Below are 22976 nucleotides of genomic sequence, written 5' to 3'. Positions count from 1 at the left end.
TCCTGTGATGTCCCTCAATCTTCAGATTTCATTTACCAAAAACGCGCCAACTGACCTCGCCTGCATCCAGTGGGCACTGCCGCAAACGGTGACAATTGGAGGGCTGTAAATGCCTCGCCTGTTTTCTCGCGGGTCTGAAAAGACCAATAAAGACATGGCTCACGGGGGACGTTATTTCACCCGGGTACTCGTTGGTGCATTTGTCTTCAGCGCCACCATCAATCTCCTGATGTTGGCGATGCCACTTTATTCCCTTCAAGTCTTCAGCCGGGCCATTCCGTCCGGCAACATCGATACGCTGGTCATGCTGACCGTCATCGTCGTCCTGGCCCTGACGCTGAGCGCCGCCATGGAAACGGTGCGGGCGCGCATCCTGGCCCGCGCGGGCAACGCGCTGGAGGTCACCTGGCGCCGCCGGCTGACCGCCGACGTGCTGGACGCCTCGGGCCGCGGCCGTCCGGACACCGCCCCGGTCAGCGACCTCATGGAGGTCAAGGGCGCGATGAGCCGCCCGTCGCTGCCGGCTCTGATGGACCTGCCCTGGGTGCCCCTGTACGTCATCGGCATCTACCTGATCCACCCGCTGCTCGCCGTGATCCTGGTGGCCGCGATGGTCATCATGACGGCGCTGGGCTATCTGAGCAACTGGGCGGTCCGTCACTTCGCCGAGGACAGCAAGGCCCCGGCCAGCCGCTCGCAGCGCCTGTTCGACTCCCTGCTGTCGCGGTCGGAGACGGTGCGCGGCCTGCGCATGGGGCCGAGCGCGCTGGACGCCGTGGCCCGCGACGCCATGACCACCTCCGCCCTGCAGGGCCGCTCGACCGAGCGCGCCGCCGCCATCGGCGCCTTCACCAAGTGGGTGCGCATGGTCATCCAGATCGCGGTGACCGGCGTCGGCGCCCTGCTGGTGATCGAGCAGCACCTGTCCTTCGGCGGCATGATCGCCACCTCCATGCTGGTCGGCCGCGCCCTCGCCCCGGTCGAGCAGACCGCCGGCGCCTGGGGCCAGATCCAGAAGTCCTACCAGGCCTTCCGCCGCCTGTTCCCGCTGCTGAAGCGCCTGTCCCTCGAGCCGGAGCGTCCGATCATCCCGGTGGAGCGCGAGCGCCTGACCGTCGAGAACCTGCTGTTCGTCTCTCCCCGCGACCAGAAGCCGATCCTGCGCAGCGTCACGCTGGCCGTGGAGCCGGGCCAGACGGTGTGCATCGCCGGTCCCAACCGCTCCGGCAAGTCGGTCCTGGCCCGTCTGCTGGCCGGTGTGGCGATGCCGTCGGCGGGCACGGTGCGGCTGGGCGGCCTGGCCGTCGCCTCGCTGAACCCGGAAACCCCGGAGCAGGGCATCGGCTACATGGCCCAGGGCGCCGACCTGCTGCCCGGCACCATCGCCGAGAACATCGCCCGCTTCACCGAGACGACGCGGGAGAAGGTCGAGGACGCCGCCAAGCGCGCCGGCATCCATGCCTGGGTCGAGAGCCTGCCCGGCGGTTATGAGACCGAGGTGACCGACCCGCTGTTCCCGATCACCGGCGCCTCGGCCCGTCTGATCGCCCTTGCCCGCGCCGGCTACGGCCGTCCCTCGCTGCTGGTTCTCGACGAGCCGTCGGCCGGCATGGACGAGATCGGCCACAAAGCGGTGCGCGAGTTCATCGTCGAGGCCAAGAACAGCGGCGTCACCACCATCGTGCTGACCCATTCCCCGGCCTTCGTCGACATCTCCGACAAGACCTTCGTTCTGAAGAACGGCATGGCGGTGGAACTGCCGCAACGCCAGCAGGAGCAGCAGGGTCCGAACTGGAGCCGCCTGCGCAACATCGGCCCGGCGCCGGTGCAGAGCGCCGCCGGCTGACGCCGGAAACTCCAGACCAGCACCCAGCCCTTCCGGCGATTAAGGACCGATTGTTATGACCGACACCACCATGAACACCTACAAGACGAAGACCATGACGTCGATCGGCGCGCTGCGCGCGCTGGTTCCCGACACCCGGGTCAGCGGGCTTCTGGCCGGCGGCTTCATGGTGCTGGCGGTGGGCTTCGGCGGGATGACCGCCTGGGCCGCGCTCGCCCCGCTTCACAGCGCCGTCATGGCCTCCGGCGCGCTGGCCCCGGAGACCGGCCGCAAGATCGTGAAGCACACCGAGACCGCCCAGATCGAAGAGATCCTCGTCAAGGAAGGCGACACGGTGAAGGCCGGTCAGGTCCTGATGCGGCTGGACAGCACGGAGGCGGCGACCCGGCTCCAGGTGCTCAGCACCTCCTGGCTGGAAACCCAGGCGCTGGAAGCGCGGCTGACCGCCGAGCTGTTCGAGCAGCCCGCCATCGAGTGGCCGGAGGAACTGCTGCGCCGCCGCGGCAGCGACCGCACGGTCGAGAAGCTGATGGGCAACCAGGAGACCCTGTTCCAGGTCCGCCGCAACCAGCTCGACACCGAGGCCAAGCTGACCAAGGAGCGCGTCATCACGCTGCGCGAGGAAGGCAAGAGCCTTCAGGAGCAGCGCAGGTTCCTGGCCCGCGAGATCCAGCTGATCGAGGACGATCTGCGCATCACCCAGGGCCTGCTGTCCCGCGGCAACGCCACCCGGACCAAGCTGGTCGAGCAGCAGAAGGAGGAGGCGCAGCTCAAGGGCCGTGACCGCGAGCTTGAGGCCCGCATCGCCCAGGCCAACCAGGCCGCCGTGGACGCCGAGGGCGACCTTCTGCGCCGCCGCAACGACTTCCGCGAAAAGGTGCTGGTCGATCTGGAGAAGTCCCGCGGCGACGTCATCCGCCTCGCCGAGCAGATGCGCGACGCCGCCAACCGGCTGGAGACCCGCGCGATCAAGGCTCCGGACGCCGGGACCGTCGTGATGCACAGCCATTGGGCGGCCGGCGGTACGATCACCGCGAACGAGCCGATCCTGGACATCATCCCAGACGGCCGCGCCCTGCTGGCCGAGGTGAAGGTCCAGCCGAAGGACATCAAGTCGCTGACCGTCGATCTGCCGGTGAAGGTTCAGCTGACCGCCTATGACAGCCGCGTCGTCGGCTCGCTGGACGGCACGGTGACCTACGTCTCGGCCGACCGCGTGATGGACCCGATCACCCGCCAGGAATCCTACATCGCGCGGATCAAGCTGAAGGACAGCGACTCCCATCAGGTCCACAACCTGACGATCAAGCCGGGCATGCCGGTGGAGGCGCGCATCCTGCTTTCCGCCCGCACCCCGCTCGACTATCTGGTGCAGCCGCTGTCGCACTCCTACGTGAAGGCCTTCATCCAGGAGTGAGGGCAGGGATAGGGAGCATCACGCTCCACGACGGTTGAAAGAAAAGGGCGGCTTCCCACGGGGGAAGCCGCCCTTTCTTGTTTGGCGAAGCGGAACGTTGTCAGCCGCGCGGGCCGTGCAGGCGCCGCGCCGCGAGGTCGAGGGCCAGCTTCAACTGGGCCAGCGAATAGGGCTTGTTGACCACGCCCAGCGGGTAGGTCTCGGTGATGCGGGCCATGATGGCGTGGTTGGCGTAGCCGGACAGGAAAATGGAGCGGATGCCATAGTTGGCGCGCAGGCGCCGCGCCGCCTCGATCCCGTCGCCGCCGGCCAGCCGCACGTCCATCAGCGCCACATCGGGCCGCTCGCGCCCGGCGATGGCCACCGCCTCCTCTTCGGTGCGGGCGGTGCCGCAGACGATATGGCCAAGGTCCATGGCGGCCATCCCCACCGCCTCTGCGGCCAGGGATTCGTCCTCCACGATCAGCAGCCGCAGGGGCCGGATCGCTGCCGGAGTGTCGTGCCGGTGGGAATCTCTCCGGTCAGCCTGGGCGGCCGGGCCACAGCGGTGCCGCCATTCCAGGCGGGGCGACGGTCGTGCCAGCGTGTCCACATCATCCCGTGCCATGACCACCCCCATGCGTCGCCGCAGGTGTTGTTGGTAAAGATTCATTTACCAAATAAAGTGGTAGCCGCACCCATTTCGGAGTTCAAGGAAAATCGGTGTGACGTGGGTGCGTTCGGACGAGGTGCGACCTTCCCGCAACAACGGGACGAAAGGGGGGCAACGGCGGAGGTCAGCGTTTGGGACGGCTCAGCCAGTCCACGTTGCCGTTGCGCGGAGCGCTGCCGTTGACTCCGGGGCTGCCCTTGCGCCCGGACAGGGGCGAGAGCCAGGAGGGAGCCGGAGGCGCGTCGGGAGCGGGGTCCGGTGCCGCCGGACGCTGCGGCGCCGGCGCCGGGGCGCGCGGCACGAACGGCGACAGAACGGGCGCCGGAGTCGGCGGCGGGGGCGTCTCCTCGCGTTCCGGTTCCGAGGCGAAGGACGGGGCCGGCTCGTCGGACGGCGGCGGCGCGTAGGTTTGCGGCGCGGTCTGGGGGGCGGGGGGCGGCGGGACGGACGGCGGTGCTGCCGGAGTCCCGGCGGAGGGCAGGGGGCGCGGATCGGCGACGGTCCGCGTGGGGCGGTCGTCGTCGTCGACCGGGCCGGTCTGCGTGTTGATGCGCCGGGCCTCGTCGCGGATGGTCAGCAGGGTGGAGACGGCGAACTGGAGCAGCGGCGCCATCGTTTCGGAGTTCGCCAGCTCCTCCGCCGTCAGGGCGGCGAAGCGCTGGCGCACCTGCTCAACCGCGTCCTCGATGCTGTCGCGCAGGGCGCCGGTGTCCTGGAGGACGCGCTCCAGATCCTCCCGAAGGGCCGAGATCTCGCAGGCTTGGCGCAACTCGTGGAAGCCGATGGGAGTCCCCGGCGTCCGCCCGGAGTCGGCGGTCCGCTGATCCTGCGATCGAAAATCATAGGGCATCTTCGCCAAACGCCGGGCCCTATCCTGCAATCCTGATGGAGACCAAGGAAGGTTGCCGTGTCACAGGTTTAATGCGGTTGAACATGGTTGGAAACCGTTTGCGCACCCCAATCGCTTGTACTATTTTTTCCGCACCGGGGGGAACGGAATCCTGCGGTATCACAAATCCTACCCACCCCTCCCCAGAACCACGCATGCCGGGTACTCACGGTGTCGATTGATCGCGCGGAACTGGAACGGCTCCTTGCCGATCGTCCGACTGGAAACCGCTCGGCCATGCAGGCCGTCCGCGAAAGCTACGCCGACATCGGCCTGATGCGCGAGCGCGGCCTGTCCTGGGCGGAAATCTCCGATGTGCTGGCGAAGCTGGGCGTCACCGCCCGCGACAACCAGCCGATCTCACCCGTCACCCTGCGCTCAGCCTTCTTCCTCGTGGGGAACGAGGAACGTGACGGCGGCGCGGATGGGGAGGAGGAGGGCGGCACGACTCCGCGCGAAACGCTGGATGCGGTGCACCGCGCCGCCCTCGCCGCGGGACAGCCGGACGATGCCGAGGATGCGGCGCCCGAACCGGAGATGTCTGAACCGGAGATGCCCGAACCGGAAACGGCTGAGCCGGACATGCCGGACATGGCAGATGGCGCGACCGATGGTCCGCCGGAAGCCGCCGTGCCGGAACCGGAACCCGCTCCGGAGCCGGCCCCCGTTCCGGAACCGGCCGCCGTGGTGCCTGCCGATCCTCCGGAGGAATCGACTCCGGCCCCGGTTCCGGAGGCCTCTCCCACCCAGGCTCCGCTTTCCCCGGCGCCGACTCTCAAGGCCCCGGCCGCTCACGTTTCAACACCTCAAGATTCGACATCGAACAGACCCTGGAAAGGCGATCGCATGCTGGGCACCATCTTCGTTCTCAACGACCGCGGTGGCGTCGGCAAGACGCTGCTGTCCCATCACCTGATGGCGACCGCCATGCTTGAAGGCCTTCAGCTCAAGGTCGTCGAATATGAGGTCAACGAGCGGCTGAACCGCCTGTTTGGTCCGGAGGTGGTGGAGCACCGCCGCATCACCCAGGACTTCATGAACATGATGGGCTCGGGCGACGGCTTCTACGAGTTCTGGGACCAGATCGGTCCGGAACTGCAGCGCGGCGGCCGCCTCTTCGACTTCGGCGGCAACATCTCCCAGTGGTTCTTCAACTGGGCCGAGGTGTCGGGCTTCGACTACTATGTCGGCGAGGGCGAGCGGCTGACCTTCATGGTGCCGGTCACCGTCGATCTGGCCTCGCTGTCCACCGGCATGAACACGCTGGAGCGCATCGCCACCATCGCCCCGAAGGCCAAGCGCGTCCTGGTCGAGAACGGCTTCTCCGGTCCCTTCTCGCAGCTCGACGACAGCCAGTACGCCCGCCGCAAGGCGGAGATGGTCGAGCGCGAAGGCGTGGAGGTCATCTCCATGGCGCCCTGCACGGCCCCGGCCTGGGCGCGCCTGACCGGCCACCGCATCGACGAGGTGGCGCAGATGACCCGCGAGGATCTGGTGAAGCTGGGCATGACCCCGCCGGTCGCCTCCCGCTCGCTGATCATCATCCACGAGTGGCTGCGCACGATGCGGCAGGCGCTGTCGCCATACCTGCGCGACGCCTTCAACCAGTCCGCCGGCCCGGCCGCCAAGACCGGCGCCCGTCAGGGCGCTCTCTAAGAGAATCGCCGTCAGGGCGCGCTCTGACAGGACTGCGCATCGCCAGCATGTGGAAACGGGGGCCTTCGCGGCCCCCGTTTCTTTTTTCGCGGCTGAAGACGTTACGCGAAGGCTTCGACCAGCGCGGCGAACTCCTGCGGGCGTTCGGCGTGCAGCCAGTGGCCGGCGCCCTCGATCATCTCGATGGCGGCCTTGGGGAAGTGGCGGCGGATGGCGGCGTGGTTTTCCGGCACGATGTAGTCGGACCGTGTGCCGCCGATGAACAGGGTGGGGCCGTCGTACCGGGCGTCGCCCAGATCCGGGAAGCCGATCAGGTCGCTCATGCGGGCGCCGATGGCGTCGAGGTTGATCCGCCAGTGAAACGACCCCTGCTCCAGAACGAGATTCTGCAGCAGGAAGGAACGCAGGGGGGCTTCTGGCACCGCGTCCGCTAGCTGCGCCTCGACCTCCGAGCGGCGGGTGCAGCCTTCCAGCTTCGCCTGTTTCATGGCCGCCACGAAGGGGGCGTGGGTGTGGGTGTAGGCGACCGGCGCGATGTCGGCCACGGCGAGACGCTCCACCCGGTCGGGATGGGTCAGCGCCAGCGTCATCGCCACCTTGCCGCCCATGGAGTGGCCGACCACCGACGCCCGCGCGAAGCCGCGGTCGTCGAGGAAGCGCAGCACGTCCGCGGCCATCGCCGGGTAGGTCATCTCGTCCGACCAGGGGGCGCCGCCGTGGTTGCGCAGGTCCAGCGCGTAGACCCGGTGCCGCTCCGCGAAGCGCTTCGCCAGGGTCTGCCAGTTGCGCGCCGACCCGAACAGGCCGTGCAGGACCAGCAGGGGGGTGCCGCCGTTCGCTTCGCCGGCTTCCAGATAGGTGAGGGGAAGACCCTGGGCCATGGACGTTCCGCTTGTCTGAAGATGGAGGATGGGGCAATGGGTGGGCGCCGATCCTAGCAGACCATTTCCGCCCACCGCCTTCAAATTCCACACGGGCCGGCATGCCGAAAGGCGTGACGCGGGCGGGGAAAACGCTAGGATGGCGCCGCCCATCAGAGGACCCGTACCACTGTGCTCCGCAACATCCTGTCCGTCGGCGGGCTGACGCTGGTCAGCCGCGTCCTTGGCTTCCTGCGCGACGTTCTGACCGCAGCGCTGCTCGGCGCCGGGCCGGTGGCCGACGCCTTCTTCGTGGCGTTCCGGCTGCCCAACCATTTCCGCGCCCTGTTCGCCGAGGGGGCCTTCAACTCCGCCTTCGTGCCGCTGTTCTCCGCCAAGCTGGTGCAGGACGGGCAGGCCGCCGCCAAGCGCTTCGCCGAGGAGGTGATGAGCCTGCTGCTGGCGGTGCAGCTTCTGTTCCTGGCCGGCATCCTGGCGATCATGCCGCAGTTCATGACGGTCTTCGCGCCGGGCTTCTCGGACGAGCCGGAGAAGTTCCGGCTGGCCGTTCTGTTCACCAGCATCACCTTCCCGTACCTGCTGTTCATCTCGCTGGAATCGCTGCTCGCCGGCGTGCTCAACAGCATGGGGCGGTTCGGGGCGGCGGCGGCGGCGCCGATCCTGCTCAACCTCTGCCTGATCGCAGCGATGGTGCTGGCCGCGCCGCTGTTGCCCACCGTCGGCCACGCCCTGTCCTGGGGTGTCTTCGCCGCCGGGCTGGCGCAGTTCCTCTACCTGTATTGGGAGGCCAGCCGGGCCGGGATGGGGCTGCGTCTGGCCCTGCCGCGCCTGACGCCCGACGTGAAGCGGTTCCTGACCGTGCTGGGACCGGCGGCGCTGGGGTCTGGCCTGACGCAGATCAACCTGTTCGTCGACACGCTGATCGCCTCGCTGCTGCCCACCGGGGCGGTGTCCTACCTCTATTATGCGGACCGGCTGAACCAGTTGCCGCTGGGCGTCATCGGGATCGCGGTGGGCACCGTTCTGCTTCCGGAAATGGCCCGGCGCATCAAGGGCGGGGACGAGCCCGGCGCGGTGGAGAGCCAGAACCGGGCGGTGGAGCTGTCGCTGGTGCTGACCCTGCCGGCCGCCGCCGCCTTCCTGGTCGCCGGCCTGCCCATCGTGTCGGTGCTGTTCCAGCACGGCGCCTTCGGCCCGACCGACGCCGCGCAGTCCGCCGCGACCCTGCAGGCCTACGCGCTGGGTCTGCCGGCCTTCGTGGTGATCCGCAGCCTGGTCAACGGCTTCTACGCCCGGCACGACACGGCGACCCCGGTGCGGGTGGCGCTGGCCGCGACGGCGGTCAACGTGGCGTTGAAGCTGGCGCTGATGGGGCCGCTGGCCCAGGTCGGCCTGGCGGTGGCGACTTCCGTCGCCGCCTGGGTCAACGCCGGGCTGCTGGCGTGGCTGCTGACCCAGCGCGGGCTGTTCAAGGCCGATGCCCGGCTGCTGCGCAACCTGCCGCGCATGGCCATCGCGGCGCTCGCCATGGGCGGCACGCTGTGGCTGGTGCAGACCCAGCTGTCGTCCTGGCTGACCGCCCACAGCCTGTTCGAGCGGTTGGGCGGGCTGGTGCTGCTGGGCCTTGCCGGCCTGCTGGTCTACGCGGTGCTGGCGGTCGCGCTGGGCCTGCTGCGCCGGTCGGACCTCGGGCGGTTCCGCCGGCGCCGCAAGAGCGTTTAACGCTTAAGCCGCCGGCCCGTTCTTGACGGGACGAGACGGGTCGGCGGTCCATTCCGACATCGACCCGTCATAGAGGCGGACCCCGTCGACTCCTGCCACCTCGCTCAGCGCGAACCAGGACACCGAGGCGAGGTGGCCGGTGTTGCAGAAGGTGATCGTCGACTCGCCCGTCCCGGCCTGATCCGCCAGAGCCTTCACCGCGTCGGCGTGGAGGAAGCGCTTCTCGGCGGCGGAGTAGAAGGCGCCGTTCTCGATCAGCACCGCCCCCGGCAGCGTGCCCGGAACACGGGCCTGCGGGCTCTTGGCCTTGCCTTCGAACTGCTCGGCGGAGCGGGCGTCCAACAGCGGGACGGAGCCGCCGGCCACCGCCGCCGCGACCACGGGCAGGGGGGCGCGCAAGTCCTCGCGGGGGGCCGCAGTGAAGGTGGCGGCGGGGCGGGTGGTGGCGGTCGTGGCAACGGGATGGCCGGCGTCGCTCCAGGCGGCGAAGCCGCCGTCCAGCACCGACACGCGGTCATGGCCCAGCGTCTTGAACGTCCAATAGACGCGTGTCGCGTTCCCCATGTCGGCGGCGCTCAGGCCGCTGGCAACCAGAACGACTTGGTCGCCGTTCCGAATCCCCAATCCGCCGATCAGCCTTTCCAGAACGGCGGTGTCGGGCAGCAGGCCCGGAACGCCGTCCACCGTCGCCCGCCAGCCGGCCTTGGCGTAGTCGGAATGGATCGAACCGGGGATGAAGCCGCCCGCCGGCGGCGTGCGCACGTCCAGAACCACGAGGTCGGGAAGGTCGAGGGCGCCCTTCAGCCAGGCGCTGTCCACCAGCGGGCGTTGAGAATCGGTCGTCATGGCTCTGCCTTCGCGGCTGGTTTCACGTCGGACGGGCAGGGTATCAACACAAGCTGGCGCAGGAAAACCAAATCTGCGCTGTTGTTTCCCATCCTTGTCGCAGGCTGTTGCGACGGTCGCCGTTGCTCCGGCGCCCCTGGTGCGGTAACTCTAGTCGGTTGGAAGGGTCCGGTGACCCGGGGTGAAGGAGTGCGGCATGGCCAACATCGACGATCTGCTGGGCGCCGGCTCGTCCGACGACATGAGCAGCGACGCCTTCGCCATCGGCGACGCGCCGGTCGAGATCAAGGTGGTCATCGGCACCGCCATGCTGCGCGTCCGCGACCTTCTGAAGCTCGGCCGCGGCGCCGTCGTGGAACTGGACCGGCACTTGAAGGACCCGACCGACGTCTATGTGGAGGGCGTCCTCGTTGCCCGCGGCGAGGTGGTCATCGTGGATGACAAGATCGGCGTCACCCTGACCGACTTCGTGAAATCCAGCCGCGAGTGGAAGCGCTAAGCTATCAGCGCTTTGATGCGCTTACGCAACGACATGTTCCGGAAGCGAAACGTCATGTTGCGCCCCCGGAACAATCATGATGCGGCTTCGCAACGATCCTTTATTTAAATCGTCACTCGGCCGGCTCGGGGACCACGATGTCCAACGGCGTGCCGGTGGCGTGGGCGTAGAGCATCAGGTCGTTCAGCAGCTCGGCCTCCTGCTCGCCGGCGTCCTTGCGGCGGATGGCGACCAGCTTGTCGAGCGCCTTGATGTTGAAGCCGGCGGATTTGACCTCGCTGCGCAGGTCCTTCAGGTCGGCCTTCAGGCCGTCGATCTCGTCCATCAACCGCTCCATGCGGTCGGCGAACTGCTTCAATTGGTCGGCGGCGGTGGTGTTGAAACCGGTCGTCACGACGGAACCATCTCCTTGAGGAACGGGGACCCCGCCGCCTTCGGCGCGCCGGCCGGACCGCGGGGGGAGGCGCTGTTAGCACAGCTCGCGGCGCTTTGTCCGGGGACAACGCGCGTGGCTTGACGCGGCGTGGCCGGCAATGCTTTCGTGGCTGCGGCCGTCCTTGCGGCGCTGGAGAGCGAACACGATGTCCGACCTGCCGCCGCTTGGCACCCCGCGTCTCTTCTCGAATCCGCGCGCCGACACGGACCAGCCCTACGGGCCCGCCGAACGGGCGATCCTGAGCCGCGCCGCCTTCCAGGACGCGATGACCGAGATCGGCGCCTGGCCCGGCTACGCCCCGACCCCGCTGCGCTCGCTGGGCGGGCTGGCCCGCGCCGCCGGCATCGACCGCATCTGGTACAAGGACGAGAGCAGCCGCTTCAACCTGCACAGCTTCAAGGCGCTGGGCGGCGCCTACGCCGTGCTGCGCCTGCTGGTGCGCGAGGTGCAGGCCCGCGTGCCCGGCGTGCCGGTGACCGCGCTGGATCTGGTGGTCGGGCGCTACGCCAAGGTGACCCGCGGCATCACGGTGACCACGGCGACCGACGGCAACCACGGTCGCTCCGTCGCCTGGGGCGCTCAGGTGTTCGGCTGCGGCTGCGTCATCTACATTCCCGGCAACTGCTCGCAGGGGCGGCAGCAGGCGATCGAATCTTTCGACGCCCGCGTCGTCCGCGTGGCCGGCAACTACGACGACGCGGTGCGGCAGGCTGCGGCGGACGCACGGGAGCATGGCCGGCACGTCGTTTCCGACACCTCCTACACCGGCTACATGGACATCCCCCGCGACGTGATGCAGGGCTACACCGTGATGGTGGAGGAGGCGATCAGCCAGCTTCCGGCCAGCGAGCGCCCGACCCACGTCTTCGTGCAGGGCGGGGTGGGGGCCTTGCCCGCCGCCGTCTGCGGCCATCTGTGGGAAAGCTGGGGCCGCCAGCGCCCGCGCTTCGTGGTGGTGGAGCCGCACGCCGCCGACTGCCTGTACCAGAGCGCCGTCAACGGCCGCCCGACGCCGTCCAAGGGCGATCTGGAAACGCTGATGGCCGGGCTCGCCTGCGGGGAGGTGTCCCTGCTGGCCTGGGCGATCCTGGAGCGCGGGGCCGACGATTTCCTGACCATCCCCGACGACGCGGCGGTGGCGACCATGCGCCTGTTGGCCGAGGGGCGGCACGGCGGGCGGCCCATCGTGGGCGGGGAATCCGGCGTCGCCGGTCTGGCCGGCCTGCTCTGCGCCGCGGCGGACCCGGCGACCCGCGCCAGCCTGGGCCTCGCCCCGGATGCCCGCGTTCTGGTCTTCGGATCGGAAGGGGCGACCGACCCCGAGGTCTATGAGTCCCTGGTGGGCCGTAAGCCGGACGCGGTGCTGGGCGGCGCCTGACGCCTGCTTTGTCTCCGCTTGGCCTGCCATGCGCGTTCCCCTGTTCTGGTCCCTTGCGCGAGCCCGGCGGCCCGGTCCACCATGGCGCCCCATAAAAATCGGACCCCGCAGACTGGACATCAGGGAATGGACCGCAGAGACGTCAACCCGCTCGTCGCCGCCACCGAGGCCCCGCCCATCGCCGAGGCGTGGCGCTGGGTCGAGGGTCGCAGCTTTCCGGCGGACAAGCCGCTGATCGACCTCTGTCAGGCGGTGCCCGGCTATCCGCCCGCCGACGCGCTGACCGCCCATCTGGCCGAGCAGGTGCGGGCCCCGGACACGGCGCGCTACACCGCCATCGACGGCATCCCGCCGCTGACCGCCGCGCTGGCCCGGCGCACCGGATCGCTCTATGGCGGCGAGGTCGCGGCGAACGAGGTGCTGATCACCGCCGGCTGCAACCAGGCCTTCGCGGTGGCGGTGATGGGGCTGGCGCGGGCCGGCGACAACGTGATCCTGCCCGCCCCCTGGTACTTCAATCACAAGATGACGCTGGACATGCTGGGCATCGAGGCCCGGCCGCTGGCGCTGCGCGAGGAGAACGGGCTGATCCCCGACCCGGCGGCGGCCGAGCGGCTGATCGACGCCGGGACCCGCGCGCTGGTGCTGATCTCCCCCAACAACCCGACCGGCGCCATCGCCTCGCCCGACGCCATAGCGGCGCTGTACGAACTGTGCGAGCGGCGCGGCGTCAAGCTGCTGCTCGACGAGACCTACCGCGACTTTCCGGATTGGGATGGGCGCACGCCGCATGGGCTGTTCCAGCGGCCCGGTTGGCAGCGCACGCTGGTCCAGCTCTACAGCTTCTCCAAGGTCTACAGCCTCGCCGGCTATCGGGTCGGCGCGGTGATCGCCGACGCCGGTCTGCTGTCCCAGGCGCGCAAGGTCATGGATTGCCTGGCCATCTGCGCCCCGCATGTCGGCCAGAAGGCGGCGCTGTTCGGGCTGGAGAAACTGGACGGCTGGGTGGCGGAGAAGCGGGGCGACATCCTGGCCCGCGTCCACGCCTTCCAGTCGGCGATGGAGGCCAGCGGCACCGGCTACCGCATCGCCAGCATCGGGGCCTATTTCGCCTATGTCCGGCATCCCTTCGCCGGCAAGCGCGCCCACGACGTGGCCGAGGGGCTGGCCCGCGATCACAACATCCTGTGCCTGCCCGGCTCCATGTTCGGTCCGGGCCAGGACGATTACCTGCGCTTCGCCTTCGCCAACGTCGACGCGGCGGTCATGCCGGAGATCGCCCGGCGCCTCGTGGAAAGTGAAGCGTAACGAACGTCAGCGGATCAGGTGGGTGACGATGTTGGCGCCCACCGCCGCCAGATGATCGGCGTTGTCGCGGTAATCGAGGCTGCCGGAGAAACCGCCGGCGGCCCGCACCCGTTCGATCCAGGCGGGGGCGGCGCCCAGCGCGACCAGACGCTTCACCATCTGGTCGGTGGAGCGCAGCGTCATGCGTCCGTTCTCGGCCAGACGCGGGGCGTGCACCATGAACTCGGCGGTTGGCGCGGCGTAGCGCGGGTAGCCGGCCAGATAGAGGCCGACGCACATGCTCTCGCAGGACTGCCCGCCGGCCACGCGGGTGGCGACGGCACGCCCCGCCTGCCGTTCCGCCAGCATCAGATCGATCATGCGGTAGCCCGCGGTGGTGAAGCCGCCGGGGCTCGACAGTTCGACCACCACCGGCTGGCCGGCTGGAACGCTGCGCAGCGCGTCGGAGAAGCGCTGCTCCACGGCCGGGGTGATGATGCCGTCCAGCCGCAGCGTGGTTGAGTCCACCTGATCGACGCGGACCAGCGTGGCGTCGGGAAAGTCGGAGGCGACAGGGGGCGGCACCGGGTTCGGACGGTTCACCGACAGGCTGTCGGCGGTCGCAGCCCCAGACGAGCCGACGGCCAGCAGCAGCCCCAGAACCATCATGCGTGCAGTCGCGCGAACCGGCATCGAAACCTCCTTGCTCTGGGAAGGAGGGTGCCGGGAAATGCTTGCGTGATGGTTAACGCGAAGCCTGTCCGAAAGTGCAACGTCCTTCGCAGCAGGCTGTTTATGGAGGAAGGCGATCGTCTGGGCTGTGAATGGCGAAACAATTTTGCGCATTTTGCGCTGCGACCATGCTGATTCTGTGGGCCTTTCAGGGCTTATCGGCGGAATTGGTTAATAATGTGGCGCCGCAGCAATTATCGCGCGGCTGCGGAACGCCGGCCCCGGCAACGGTGCCCGACCATGTGGCACTGGACGGCACGGCGCGCGGCATGATCGTGGCCGTGCCGGACGGCTACCGCCCCGACCGTCCGCACAGCCTCGTCGTCGCCTTCCACGGGCGGACCAACAGCAACGCCGAGGTGCGGCGCTACTTCGGCCTGGAAGGGCAGGCGGAGGAGCCGGCGATCATCGTCTATCCTGCCAGCCTGAAGGACGCCCGCGGCTTGAACGTCTGGTCCGATCCCGGCGACCCGCCGGACCGGCTGCGCGATTTCCGTCTGTTCGACGCCGTTCTGGAGAGCATGGCGGCGAGCTATTGCATCGACATGGGCCGGGTGTTCGTCGTCGGCCATTCGCTGGGCGGGTCCTTCGCCAACAGCCTCGCCTGCGCGCGGGGCGGGGTGATCCGCGGGCTGGCCAGCGTCGGAGGCGGGTCCGCGCGGCCCAAGGACTGCGGCGGGCCGGTCGCCGCCATGGTCCTGCACAACCCGCGCGACGAGCAGGTGCCGGTCTCCGAAGCCCTGCGCCTGCGCCGTGCTCTGCTGGCCCAGGACGGCCTGCCGACGGGCAGCGAGCCCGACGAGCCGCGCCGCTTCAACTGCCGGCGCTATGGCGCCGAGGGCGAGGAGAACCCGGTTCTGTGGTGTCCGCTGGCCGACGACCGGACACGCAACGGGCGCTTCTACCCGCATCAATGGCCGCAAGGGGTGGGGGCGGCGATCATGGCCTTCTTCGCGCGGCTGGACTGAGTCTCACCGTCCGCGGCAACAATTGTTGGCTGCACCCATTGCCGACGCCGCCTCATTCCGCCAAGATGCCGTGAAAACGACCATCAGGGACGGAACGCATTGATGTCAGACAGCGCCGCCGTGGCGGCCGCCCTGCGGACGGAGGGGGCGGACAAGGCCGCGCTCCGCCTGGACGGCGTGACCTGCACCTTTCCATCGCCCGACGGACGCGGGCAGACCTACACGGCGGTCCAGGGCGTGACCCTGTCGGTTGCCGCGGGGGAGTTCGTGTCGATCGTCGGGCCGACCGGCAGCGGCAAATCCACCATCCTGAACGTTGCGGCTGGGCTTCTCGCCCCCAGCGCCGGGCGCGCCCTGACCTTCGGGGAGCCGGTCGACGGCATCAATCCGCACGCCGGCTACATGTTCCAGGCGGACGCACTGATGCCCTGGAAGTCGGCGCTGGAAAATGTCGCCGCCGGGCTGGAGTTCCGCGGCGTGCCGCGGCGCGAAGCGGAGGAACGGGCGCGCCCCTGGCTGGCGCGCGTCGGGCTGGACCGTTTCGGCGACCGCTACCCCCACCAGCTCTCCGGCGGCATGCGCAAGCGGGTGGCGCTGGCCCAGACGCTGATCGTCGATCCGAAGATCGTGCTGATGGACGAGCCCTTCTCGGCGCTCGACATCCAGACGCGGCAACTGATGGAGAACGAGCTGCTGGACCTGTGGTCGGCGGACCGCAAGTCGGTCGTCTTCATCACCCACGACCTGGAGGAGGCCATCTCCATGTCCGACCGGGTGCTGGTGCTGTCCGCCGGCCCCGGCGCCCGGCTGATCGGCGAGTACCGGGTGGATCTTGAGCGCCCGCGCGACGTGGCGGAAATCCGCATGACGCCGCGCTTCCTCGACCTGCACCGGGAAATCTGGGGGCAGCTCCGCGAGGAAGTGCTGAAGGGCTATGCCCAGACCAAACTGAAATGACGTCCAAGCCGACGTGAGGACCCCATGGCCGTGGCCCGTGTGAAACGCCTGCCGAGCCGTCCGGTGATCCTGCTGCTGCAGGTCGCCGTGCTGATCGGTTTTTTCCTGATCTGGCACGTCCTGACCGCGACGAAGATCCTGAGCCCCTTCTTCTTCGGCACGCCGCTGGCGGTGCTGGAGCGCACCTGGAGCGACTTTGCGTCCGGGGTGATCTGGTACCATCTCGGCATCACCCTTCTGGAGACCGCGCTGGCCTTCGTCATCGGCACGGTGGCGGGAATCGCCTTCGGCTTCTGGTTCGCCCGCGCGCCCTTGGTCTCCATCGTCTTTGACCCCTACATCAAGGCGGTCAACGCGCTGCCCCGCGTGGTGCTGGCGCCGATCTTCGCGCTGTGGCTGGGCCTCGGCATCTGGTCGAAGGTGGCGCTGGGGGTGACGCTGGTCTTCTTCATCGTCTTCTTCAACGTCTACCAGGGTGTGAAGGAGGTCAGCCCGGTGGTGCTGGCCAACGCGAAGATGCTGGGGGCGAGCAACCGGCACCTGTTCCGGCACGTCTATCTGCCGTCCGCCCTGTCCTGGGTCTTCTCCAGCCTGCACACCGCGGTCGGCTTCGCCATGGTCGGCGCGGTGGTGGGCGAGTATCTTGGCTCCGCCGCTGGTCTCGGCTACCGCATCCATCAGGCGGAGGGGGTGTTCGACACGGTTGGCGTCTTCTCCGGCATGCTGGTGCTGACGATCTTCGTCGTGGTGATCGACGCCGTGGTGACCGTCATCGAGAAACGCCTTCTGCACTGGCGCCCGCAGGAGGCGCAGACGACCAACGCGCAGGGATGACTGCGCCATAGCAAGAAAATTGGGAGGGAAGCCATGCGTATGAAAAGCGTGATCGCCGCCGCGGCGGTGGTTCTGGCCTTCGGCATCGGCGGGGCGAACGCCCAGCAGGTCGAGAAGAAGGACCTGAAGCTGGCGGTCGGCGGCAAGCCGTTGCTCTATTACCTGCCGCTGACGGTGGCGGAGCGGCTCGGCTACTTCAAGGAGGCCGGGCTGAACGTCGAGATCAACGACTTCGGCGGCGGCGCCAAGAGCCTCCAGGCGCTGGTCGGCGGCTCGGCGGACATCGTGACGGGCGCCTTCGACCACACGGTGCAAATGCAGGCCAAGGGCCAGCCGATCACCGCCGTCGCCCTGCTGGGCCGTTATCCGGGCATCGTTCTGGCCGCGGTCAACAAGGCCGGCACGATCACGTCGATCAAGGAGCTGAAGGGCAAGAAGATCGGCGTGACCGCCCCCGGTTCCTCGACCAACTTCATGGTCAACTACCTGCTGACCCAGCACGGCATGACGCCGGAGGATGTGTCCTTCATCGGCGTCGGCGGCGGCCCCAGCGCGGTGGCCGCGGTGAAGCGTGGCGAGATCGACGCCATTGCCAACCTCGACCCGGTGATCAGCCAGTTGGAGGCCGACGGCGACGTCACCACCATCGCCGACACCCGGACGGAGAAGGGCACGCTCGACACCTACGGCGGGCCGTACCCGGCGGCGGTGCTCTACACCACGCCGGCCTTCATCAAGGAGAATCCGAAGACCACCCAGGCGCTGGTCGACGTCTTCGTGCGGACGCTGAAGTGGCTGGATCAAGCCAAGACCGAGGACGTCCTGAAGGTCCTGCCGCCGGAATACTTCCTCGGCAACCAGACGCTCTACGCCCAGGCCTTCGAGCATTCCAAGCCGACCTACTCGCCCGACGGCCGCTTCTCCCAGGAGGGGGCGGAGGCCGCCTACAAGGTGCTGAAGGCCTTCGACAAGGCGGTGGCCGCGACGGACATCGACCTGTCCAAGACCTACACGAACGCCTACGTCGAGGACTCGCTGAAGCGCATCAAGTGAGTTGTACCCTCTCCCGTCCCGGGAGAGGGTACCCGCGACAGCGGGCGGGTGAGGGGCGTCCAAGGAAGGAGCCGATGATCCTTGGCGATACCCTCACCCTCCCACCGCTTCGCGGCGGGTCCCTCCCTCTCCCGGGGCGGGAGAGGGGAGGCGGGTGCGACATTCCGTCACCGGCACCCCCGGTCTCCGCGCCGCTAGACTGGACCTAATTCGTCCTGTTTCGATGCGGAGCACCAACCCCATGACGGAAGTGATCTTTTACGGTCTGTCCGGCTGCACGGCGAACGCCAAGCAGAAGCTTCAACTCCAGGCCGCCGGCCACACGCTGGTGGAGCGCGATCTGGCCGTTGAGCCGCTGACCGCCGAAACCCTCCGCCCCTTCTTCGAGGATCGTCCGGTCGAGGACTGGTTCAACCGCCGCGCCGCCGCCGTGAAGACCGGCGCCGTGAAACCCGACGAGCTGGACGAGGAGTCGGCGCTGGCCGCCCTGCTGGCCGACCGCGACCTGATCCGCCGCCCGCTGCTCCAGGTCGGGGCGGACCGCAAGGCCGGATTCGACCCCAACACGCTGCACGCCTGGATCGGGCTGACCGCGTCCGGCGAAAGCTGCGACGACAAGCATTCGCGTGGCACCTGCGACCACGGCCATCACCATTTCCCGAAGCAGGGCTGAGCGCGGAATCAACTGGCGGGGGGACCGGGCGTAATGGTTGAATGCCGGGTTATGGACCGGCCCGACCAAGAGCTTGCGGAACTCCTCGACACCCTGGGCGCGCGGCTGTCCGCCGCGCCGCCCGGCGCGCTGGCCCATCTGCGGGAGCCGCTGCGGGCGCTGCGCGACCGGCTCGACGCCGTCGTGGAGAGCCCGGCGAGCCGTCACCCAGGCGAGGGCGAGGCGCATTTCCGCGCTCTGCTGTCCGACGCCATCGGCTGCGTGTCCGAAGGCTTCGTGCTGTTCGGCGCCGACGGGCGGCTGGTGCTGTGCAACGACCGCTACCGTGCCGCCTATCCGCTGCTGTCCGACCATCTGGTTCCCGGCGTCCGTTTCGCCGATCTGCTGCGGGTCGCGGTGGAGCGGGGGGCGGCCGGCGACGATCTGGGCGACCCGTCCGACTGGATCGCCGAGCGGCTGAACCGCCACATCCGCAGCGGGCCGCCAACCGACCACCAGCTCGGCGACGGGCGCTGGTACCGCATCAGCGAGCACGCCACGCGCTTCGGCGGTGTGGTCAAGATCCTCACCGACATCACCGAGTTGAAGCGCCACGAGGAGGCGCTGGCCGACAGCGAGGCGCGCTACCGCCGGCTGGTCGAGATGGCGCCCTACGGCATCCTGATCTGGGATGGCTTGCGGCTGCGCTTCGCCAACCGCTCCGCCGCGCTGATCCTGGGCAGCGGCGATCCCGAGGCGATGCTGCGCATCCCGCTGGTCGAGGCGACGGAGTTCGACGGGGTGCAGCGCCTGTTCGACTGGCTGCCCCCGCCCGGCAGCGGCCTGGAAGCCCCGCCGCCGGTCGAGGCCCGCTTCGTCACCGCGCAGGGCGCCCTGCGCGAGCTTGAGGTCGGCATCCACCCCTTCGCGGTAGAGGGGGAGGCGGCGTGGTTCCTCGTCCTCACCGACATCACCGGGCGCAAGCAGGCCGAGCGCGCCATCCAGCAGGCGCAGAAGATGCAGGCCATCGGCCAGTTGGCCGGCGGCATCGCCCACGAGTTCAACAACATGCTGACGGCCATCGGCGGCTTCGCCCAGATGGCCCGCCGCGCCCCGCAGGACCGGCCGCGGGTCGAGCAGTGCCTGACCGAGATCGTCAAGGCGACCGACCGCGCCTCCGGCCTGACCGCCCAGCTTCTCAGCTTCGGACGGCCCGGCCAGACCGATGCGGCGCGTCCCGTGCGCGTCGGCGCGGTGATCGACGATTTGCGCCGTTTCCTCGGCCCGACGCTGGGCGAGCGCCACCCGCTGCGGATCGGCGGCGCGGGCGGCGGGGCGGTGGTGACCATCGACCCGGCCCTGCTGCACCAATCGCTGCTCAACCTCGTGCTCAACGCGCGCGACGCCATGCCGGAGGGCGGGCCGATCACCATCGCGGTGGAGCGGACGGACGATCTCGGAATCACCATCACCGTTGCCGACACCGGTTGCGGCATCGACCCGGCGGTGATCGACCGCATCTTCGAACCCTTCTTCACCACCAAGGAGCCGGGGGCCGGGACCGGGCTGGGGCTGGCGCTCGTCTACTCCACGGTCGCGCGGGCGGGCGGCGACGTCGAGGTGGACACGGAGCTTGGGCGCGGCACCGTCTTCACGCTCCGCTTCCCGGCGGAGGACGTCGCGGAGCCGCAGGACGCGGATGCCCCCGGTCTGGACGCCCTCGGTCTTGACGACGCCTTTTCCCTCGACGCAGAGGACGACGAGATGGAGGGGCTGTCGATGGCCGCCACCGTCCTGCTGGTGGAGGACGAGGCGCAGGTGCGCGACTTCATCCGCCTGACGCTGGAGGACATGGGCATGCGTGTGGTCTGCGCCGCCGACGGCAGCGAGGCCCTGCGCGCCTACGCCGACCATGGCGGGGCCTTCGACCTGCTGGTGACCGACCTCGTGATGCCGCAGATCGGCGGGGCGTCGGTGGCGCGCGCGCTGCGCCGGGAGAATCCGGATCTGCCGACCGTCCTGATGTCCGGCTACCCGCCGGAAACGGAAAGCCTGGACGACCTGCTGGCCGACCCGAAATCAGGCGGGCGCCGCATCGTCTTCCTGCGCAAGCCGATCAACCCGGACGAGCTGGCCGACACGATCCACGCGCTGCTGATCTGATGGCGGAGCATCGATGAGCGCCGTGCCGCCGCCTTCCTCCCTTCCGACCGACGGCATTCCCATCGGCGCCTACGACGTCGACGCGCTCCTCGGCGAGCTGAGCGGCGACGCGCCGGAGGAGTCGCCGGAGTCCGCCGTCTGCGTCCGGGTCGAGGAGGTCTTCGCCCCCGCCGCGCGATTCCTGATCGCGGAGGAGCTGGCGGAGTTCCTGGAGGCGCGCGGCATCACCCCGACCGAGTTCCTGCACAAGGTGGAGCCGCAGCGCTCCTTCCTCGACTGGCCACGCCGCGCCCAGGTGCTGGAACGGGTGGCCCAGCGGCAGGCCCGCCCCGGACGCCGCTCCCCCGCCATGCGGCTGGAGGAGCTGAAGCGGCTGGAGCAGGAGGTGCTGGCCGTCACCGCCCGGCGCGCCCACAGCGGCGCGGCCCTGTCCATCGACGCCAAGCAGTTCGCCGCCACGGTGGCCCAGACCATGGCGCGGACGCCGGGATTCGCCGGGCGCCACACCATCGATTGCTGGCTGTCCGCCTGGCTGGGGGAAGGGCGCAACCACGAGCTTCGGCTGGTGCGCATCCTGTCGCTCGACGGGGACGGGCTGTCCGGCGAGGGAATCGCCACTCTCGACCAGATCGTCGGGGAGATGCTGGCCAACGGGCTGGTGGTCGAGGCGCTGTTCGGCTGGGCGGACGGGCTGCGCGGCGTGCTCGACGCCATGGCGATGGTCTGGCGGGGCGAGGCGCCGTCGCACCCCGACGCCCCGGCGGTGCTGCACCGCCTGTCCGCCTTCGTCACCCGCCATCAGGCGCGCGCCGCCCGGCTGGGGCTGGAGGCGGGGGTTCACCACGCCCTGCTCGGCGACGCGCCGCTGTCCGGCACCAAGGCGGAGCCGAACAGCGTCGCAGCGGTGCTGGACGAGCTGTCGGCGATCGGGCTCCTCGCCGCGCGCCTGACGGCGAAGGGCGGGGTGATCGGCGGCGAGCGCACGACCCGGCTGATCGACCGGCGGGTGGCGCTGCTGCTGTCCGGCGCGCGGCTGGAGGCGGTCCTGCACGCCAAGAGCCACTACGCCCGCATCGTCGATCTTCTGGCCTTCGAAGGGGCGGTGTCGGGGGAGCGCAGCCGGCGCATGATCGTCGCCCATCTGCGCCGCCATCTCGAGGCCCGCGACTTCACCCAGCGCCTGTTCGAGACGGCCCGTACGCCGCGCGCGCGCATCAAGGCGCTGGCCGACCTGCAACGGCGCGTGGCGCGCTCCACCCTGCCGGACGGCCTGCGCGAGCGCTACGTCCGCATGCTCGACGAGATCCAGAACACCTTCCTGCGCACCAACAAGGTTTTCGCCCGCATCGCCAAGGACCGGCCGCCCCACGTCGACGAGGTCATGGAGTTCGCCAGCCTGCTCGCCGAGGGCGCCTTCACGGAGGGGAAATGCGTGGCGGCGGCGCGCGAGCTGGTCGGGCACCATGTCCGCTCCACCGCCTTCCTGCGCGGCTACCTCGCCCGCTGCAAGGACGCGACGGAGCAACGGGCCGACCGCTTCGCCCAGTTCTTCGCCACATTGGCCGACGCCGGCCTGCCGATGCGCGCCATGAACACGTTGCGCGTCCTGCTGGCCGACGACGAGCCGGCCGCCCGCGGCTATGTCGAGATGATCCTGCGCGACCTCGGCATCACCGATCTGACCATCGCCCAGGACGGGCGCGAGGCGCTGACCCGATTCGAGGAGCGGCAGGGCGCCTTCGACCTCATCGTCTGCGACTGGAAGATGCCGCGCCTGTCGGGATTGGAGTTCCTGAAGCTGGTCCGCGCGGTGCGTCCCGACATGCCCTTCCTGATGGTCACCGCGCTCGCCACCATCATCGCGGTCGAGGAGGCGATGGCCCACGACGTCACCGCCTACATCGCCAAACCTTTTTCTCCCGAACAGCTCGAAGAGAAGATCCTGGTTCTGGTCAACCGGCGCTGAGCGGTGGAAATCGTATGCTCACGGTAGAATCCGATCGTACGAAGGCGAACAGCGAAACGGGCTGTTAACGGCTCCCCTCCTATTACGGGTCTATGCAGATCGCGCCTTGCGCGGCGGTACACCCATGACGATGGAGCGGGGC

At 69.2% G+C, this 22976-nt stretch carries 20 protein-coding genes; 14 read left to right on the top strand and 6 right to left on the bottom strand.

Going from position 1 to position 22976, the window contains the following annotated elements:
- The first annotated feature begins 109 nt into the window (after window positions 1-109).
- Window positions 110-1846 carry a type I secretion system permease/ATPase gene (locus Sp245p_RS09630; RefSeq protein WP_342354011.1) on the top strand — a complete coding sequence of 579 codons (1737 nt, stop codon included), beginning with the start codon at window positions 110-112 and terminating at the stop codon, window positions 1844-1846.
- Between the two features lie 55 nt (window positions 1847-1901).
- A complete protein-coding gene (locus tag Sp245p_RS09625) occupies window positions 1902-3263 on the top strand; it encodes an HlyD family type I secretion periplasmic adaptor subunit (RefSeq protein WP_014240211.1) in 1362 nt (453 codons plus the stop codon).
- A gap of 100 nt (window positions 3264-3363) precedes the next feature.
- Here Sp245p_RS09625 and Sp245p_RS09620 read toward each other — a convergent pair whose 3' ends face one another.
- Window positions 3364-3870 carry a response regulator gene (locus Sp245p_RS09620; RefSeq protein ID WP_014240212.1) on the bottom strand — a complete coding sequence of 169 codons (507 nt, stop codon included), beginning with the start codon at window positions 3868-3870 and terminating at the stop codon, window positions 3364-3366.
- A 169-nt stretch (window positions 3871-4039) separates the two neighbouring features.
- Window positions 4040-4765 carry a hypothetical protein gene (locus Sp245p_RS09615; protein ID WP_129557163.1) on the bottom strand — a complete coding sequence of 242 codons (726 nt, stop codon included), beginning with the start codon at window positions 4763-4765 and terminating at the stop codon, window positions 4040-4042.
- 276 nt (window positions 4766-5041) lie between these two features.
- Here Sp245p_RS09615 and Sp245p_RS09610 point away from each other — a divergent pair, with 276 nt between their 5' ends.
- On the top strand, window positions 5042-6460 hold the full coding sequence (locus Sp245p_RS09610) for a hypothetical protein (RefSeq protein ID WP_244439276.1): 1419 nt from the start codon (window positions 5042-5044) through the stop codon (window positions 6458-6460).
- Window positions 6461-6561: 101 nt separating this feature from the next.
- Here the strand turns inward: Sp245p_RS09610 and Sp245p_RS09605 are convergent, their stop codons facing one another.
- Window positions 6562-7341, bottom strand: a complete 780-nt coding sequence (locus Sp245p_RS09605; protein WP_014240216.1) for an alpha/beta fold hydrolase — start codon at window positions 7339-7341, stop codon at window positions 6562-6564.
- Window positions 7342-7512: 171 nt separating this feature from the next.
- Between Sp245p_RS09605 and murJ the strand changes: the two genes are divergently transcribed.
- On the top strand, window positions 7513-9063 hold the full coding sequence (gene murJ, locus Sp245p_RS09600; RefSeq protein ID WP_109138481.1) for a murein biosynthesis integral membrane protein MurJ: 1551 nt from the start codon (window positions 7513-7515) through the stop codon (window positions 9061-9063).
- 3 nt (window positions 9064-9066) lie between these two features.
- On the opposite strand, the gene Sp245p_RS09595 is transcribed toward murJ, so the two are convergent.
- Window positions 9067-9909: a sulfurtransferase gene (locus Sp245p_RS09595; protein WP_014240217.1), complete on the bottom strand. Its 843-nt coding sequence runs from the start codon at window positions 9907-9909 to the stop codon at window positions 9067-9069.
- Between the two features lie 196 nt (window positions 9910-10105).
- Here Sp245p_RS09595 and fliN point away from each other — a divergent pair, with 196 nt between their 5' ends.
- Window positions 10106-10408, top strand: a complete 303-nt coding sequence (gene fliN, locus Sp245p_RS09590) for a flagellar motor switch protein FliN (RefSeq protein WP_014240218.1) — start codon at window positions 10106-10108, stop codon at window positions 10406-10408.
- A gap of 112 nt (window positions 10409-10520) precedes the next feature.
- On the opposite strand, the gene Sp245p_RS09585 is transcribed toward fliN, so the two are convergent.
- The gene (locus Sp245p_RS09585; protein ID WP_014240219.1) at window positions 10521-10802 is read right to left on the bottom strand and encodes a DUF2312 domain-containing protein; all 282 of its coding nucleotides are present in this window, start codon (window positions 10800-10802) and stop codon (window positions 10521-10523) included.
- Window positions 10803-10989: 187 nt separating this feature from the next.
- On the opposite strand from Sp245p_RS09585, the gene Sp245p_RS09580 reads away from it, so the two are divergent.
- The gene (locus Sp245p_RS09580; protein WP_014240220.1) at window positions 10990-12222 is read left to right on the top strand and encodes a diaminopropionate ammonia-lyase; all 1233 of its coding nucleotides are present in this window, start codon (window positions 10990-10992) and stop codon (window positions 12220-12222) included.
- 126 nt (window positions 12223-12348) lie between these two features.
- Entirely contained in the window at window positions 12349-13530 is a 1182-nt protein-coding gene (locus tag Sp245p_RS09575) for an aminotransferase (protein ID WP_014240221.1), read from the top strand.
- Window positions 13531-13536: 6 nt separating this feature from the next.
- Here Sp245p_RS09575 and Sp245p_RS09570 read toward each other — a convergent pair whose 3' ends face one another.
- Window positions 13537-14202 (bottom strand): ATP-dependent Clp protease proteolytic subunit, encoded by a 666-nt coding sequence (locus Sp245p_RS09570; RefSeq protein WP_014240222.1) that lies wholly within the window; start codon window positions 14200-14202, stop codon window positions 13537-13539.
- A 269-nt stretch (window positions 14203-14471) separates the two neighbouring features.
- On the opposite strand from Sp245p_RS09570, the gene Sp245p_RS09565 reads away from it, so the two are divergent.
- From Sp245p_RS09565 to Sp245p_RS09535, 7 genes are all read left to right on the top strand, one after another.
- Complete coding sequence (locus Sp245p_RS09565) at window positions 14472-15209, top strand: CE1 family esterase (protein ID WP_014240223.1); 738 nt, start codon at window positions 14472-14474, stop codon at window positions 15207-15209.
- 102 nt (window positions 15210-15311) lie between these two features.
- On the top strand, window positions 15312-16166 hold the full coding sequence (locus Sp245p_RS09560) for an ABC transporter ATP-binding protein (protein ID WP_014240224.1): 855 nt from the start codon (window positions 15312-15314) through the stop codon (window positions 16164-16166).
- 24 nt (window positions 16167-16190) lie between these two features.
- Window positions 16191-17000 carry an ABC transporter permease gene (locus tag Sp245p_RS09555; protein WP_014240225.1) on the top strand — a complete coding sequence of 270 codons (810 nt, stop codon included), beginning with the start codon at window positions 16191-16193 and terminating at the stop codon, window positions 16998-17000.
- A gap of 33 nt (window positions 17001-17033) precedes the next feature.
- A complete protein-coding gene (locus Sp245p_RS09550) occupies window positions 17034-18053 on the top strand; it encodes an ABC transporter substrate-binding protein (RefSeq protein WP_014240226.1) in 1020 nt (339 codons plus the stop codon).
- A 241-nt stretch (window positions 18054-18294) separates the two neighbouring features.
- Window positions 18295-18726 carry an ArsC/Spx/MgsR family protein gene (locus Sp245p_RS09545; protein ID WP_014240227.1) on the top strand — a complete coding sequence of 144 codons (432 nt, stop codon included), beginning with the start codon at window positions 18295-18297 and terminating at the stop codon, window positions 18724-18726.
- 51 nt (window positions 18727-18777) lie between these two features.
- A complete protein-coding gene (locus tag Sp245p_RS09540) occupies window positions 18778-20868 on the top strand; it encodes an ATP-binding protein (protein ID WP_014240228.1) in 2091 nt (696 codons plus the stop codon).
- Between the two features lie 13 nt (window positions 20869-20881).
- Window positions 20882-22834 (top strand): response regulator, encoded by a 1953-nt coding sequence (locus Sp245p_RS09535; protein ID WP_109138480.1) that lies wholly within the window; start codon window positions 20882-20884, stop codon window positions 22832-22834.
- Window positions 22835-22976: the final 142 nt, after the last annotated feature.

This window comes from Azospirillum baldaniorum (assembly GCF_003119195.2).
In the GTDB taxonomy this organism is placed as follows: Bacteria; Pseudomonadota; Alphaproteobacteria; order Azospirillales; family Azospirillaceae; genus Azospirillum; species Azospirillum baldaniorum.
The sequence above is the reverse complement of the archived record's forward strand: the minus strand, read 5'-3'. Positions and strand labels throughout refer to the sequence as shown.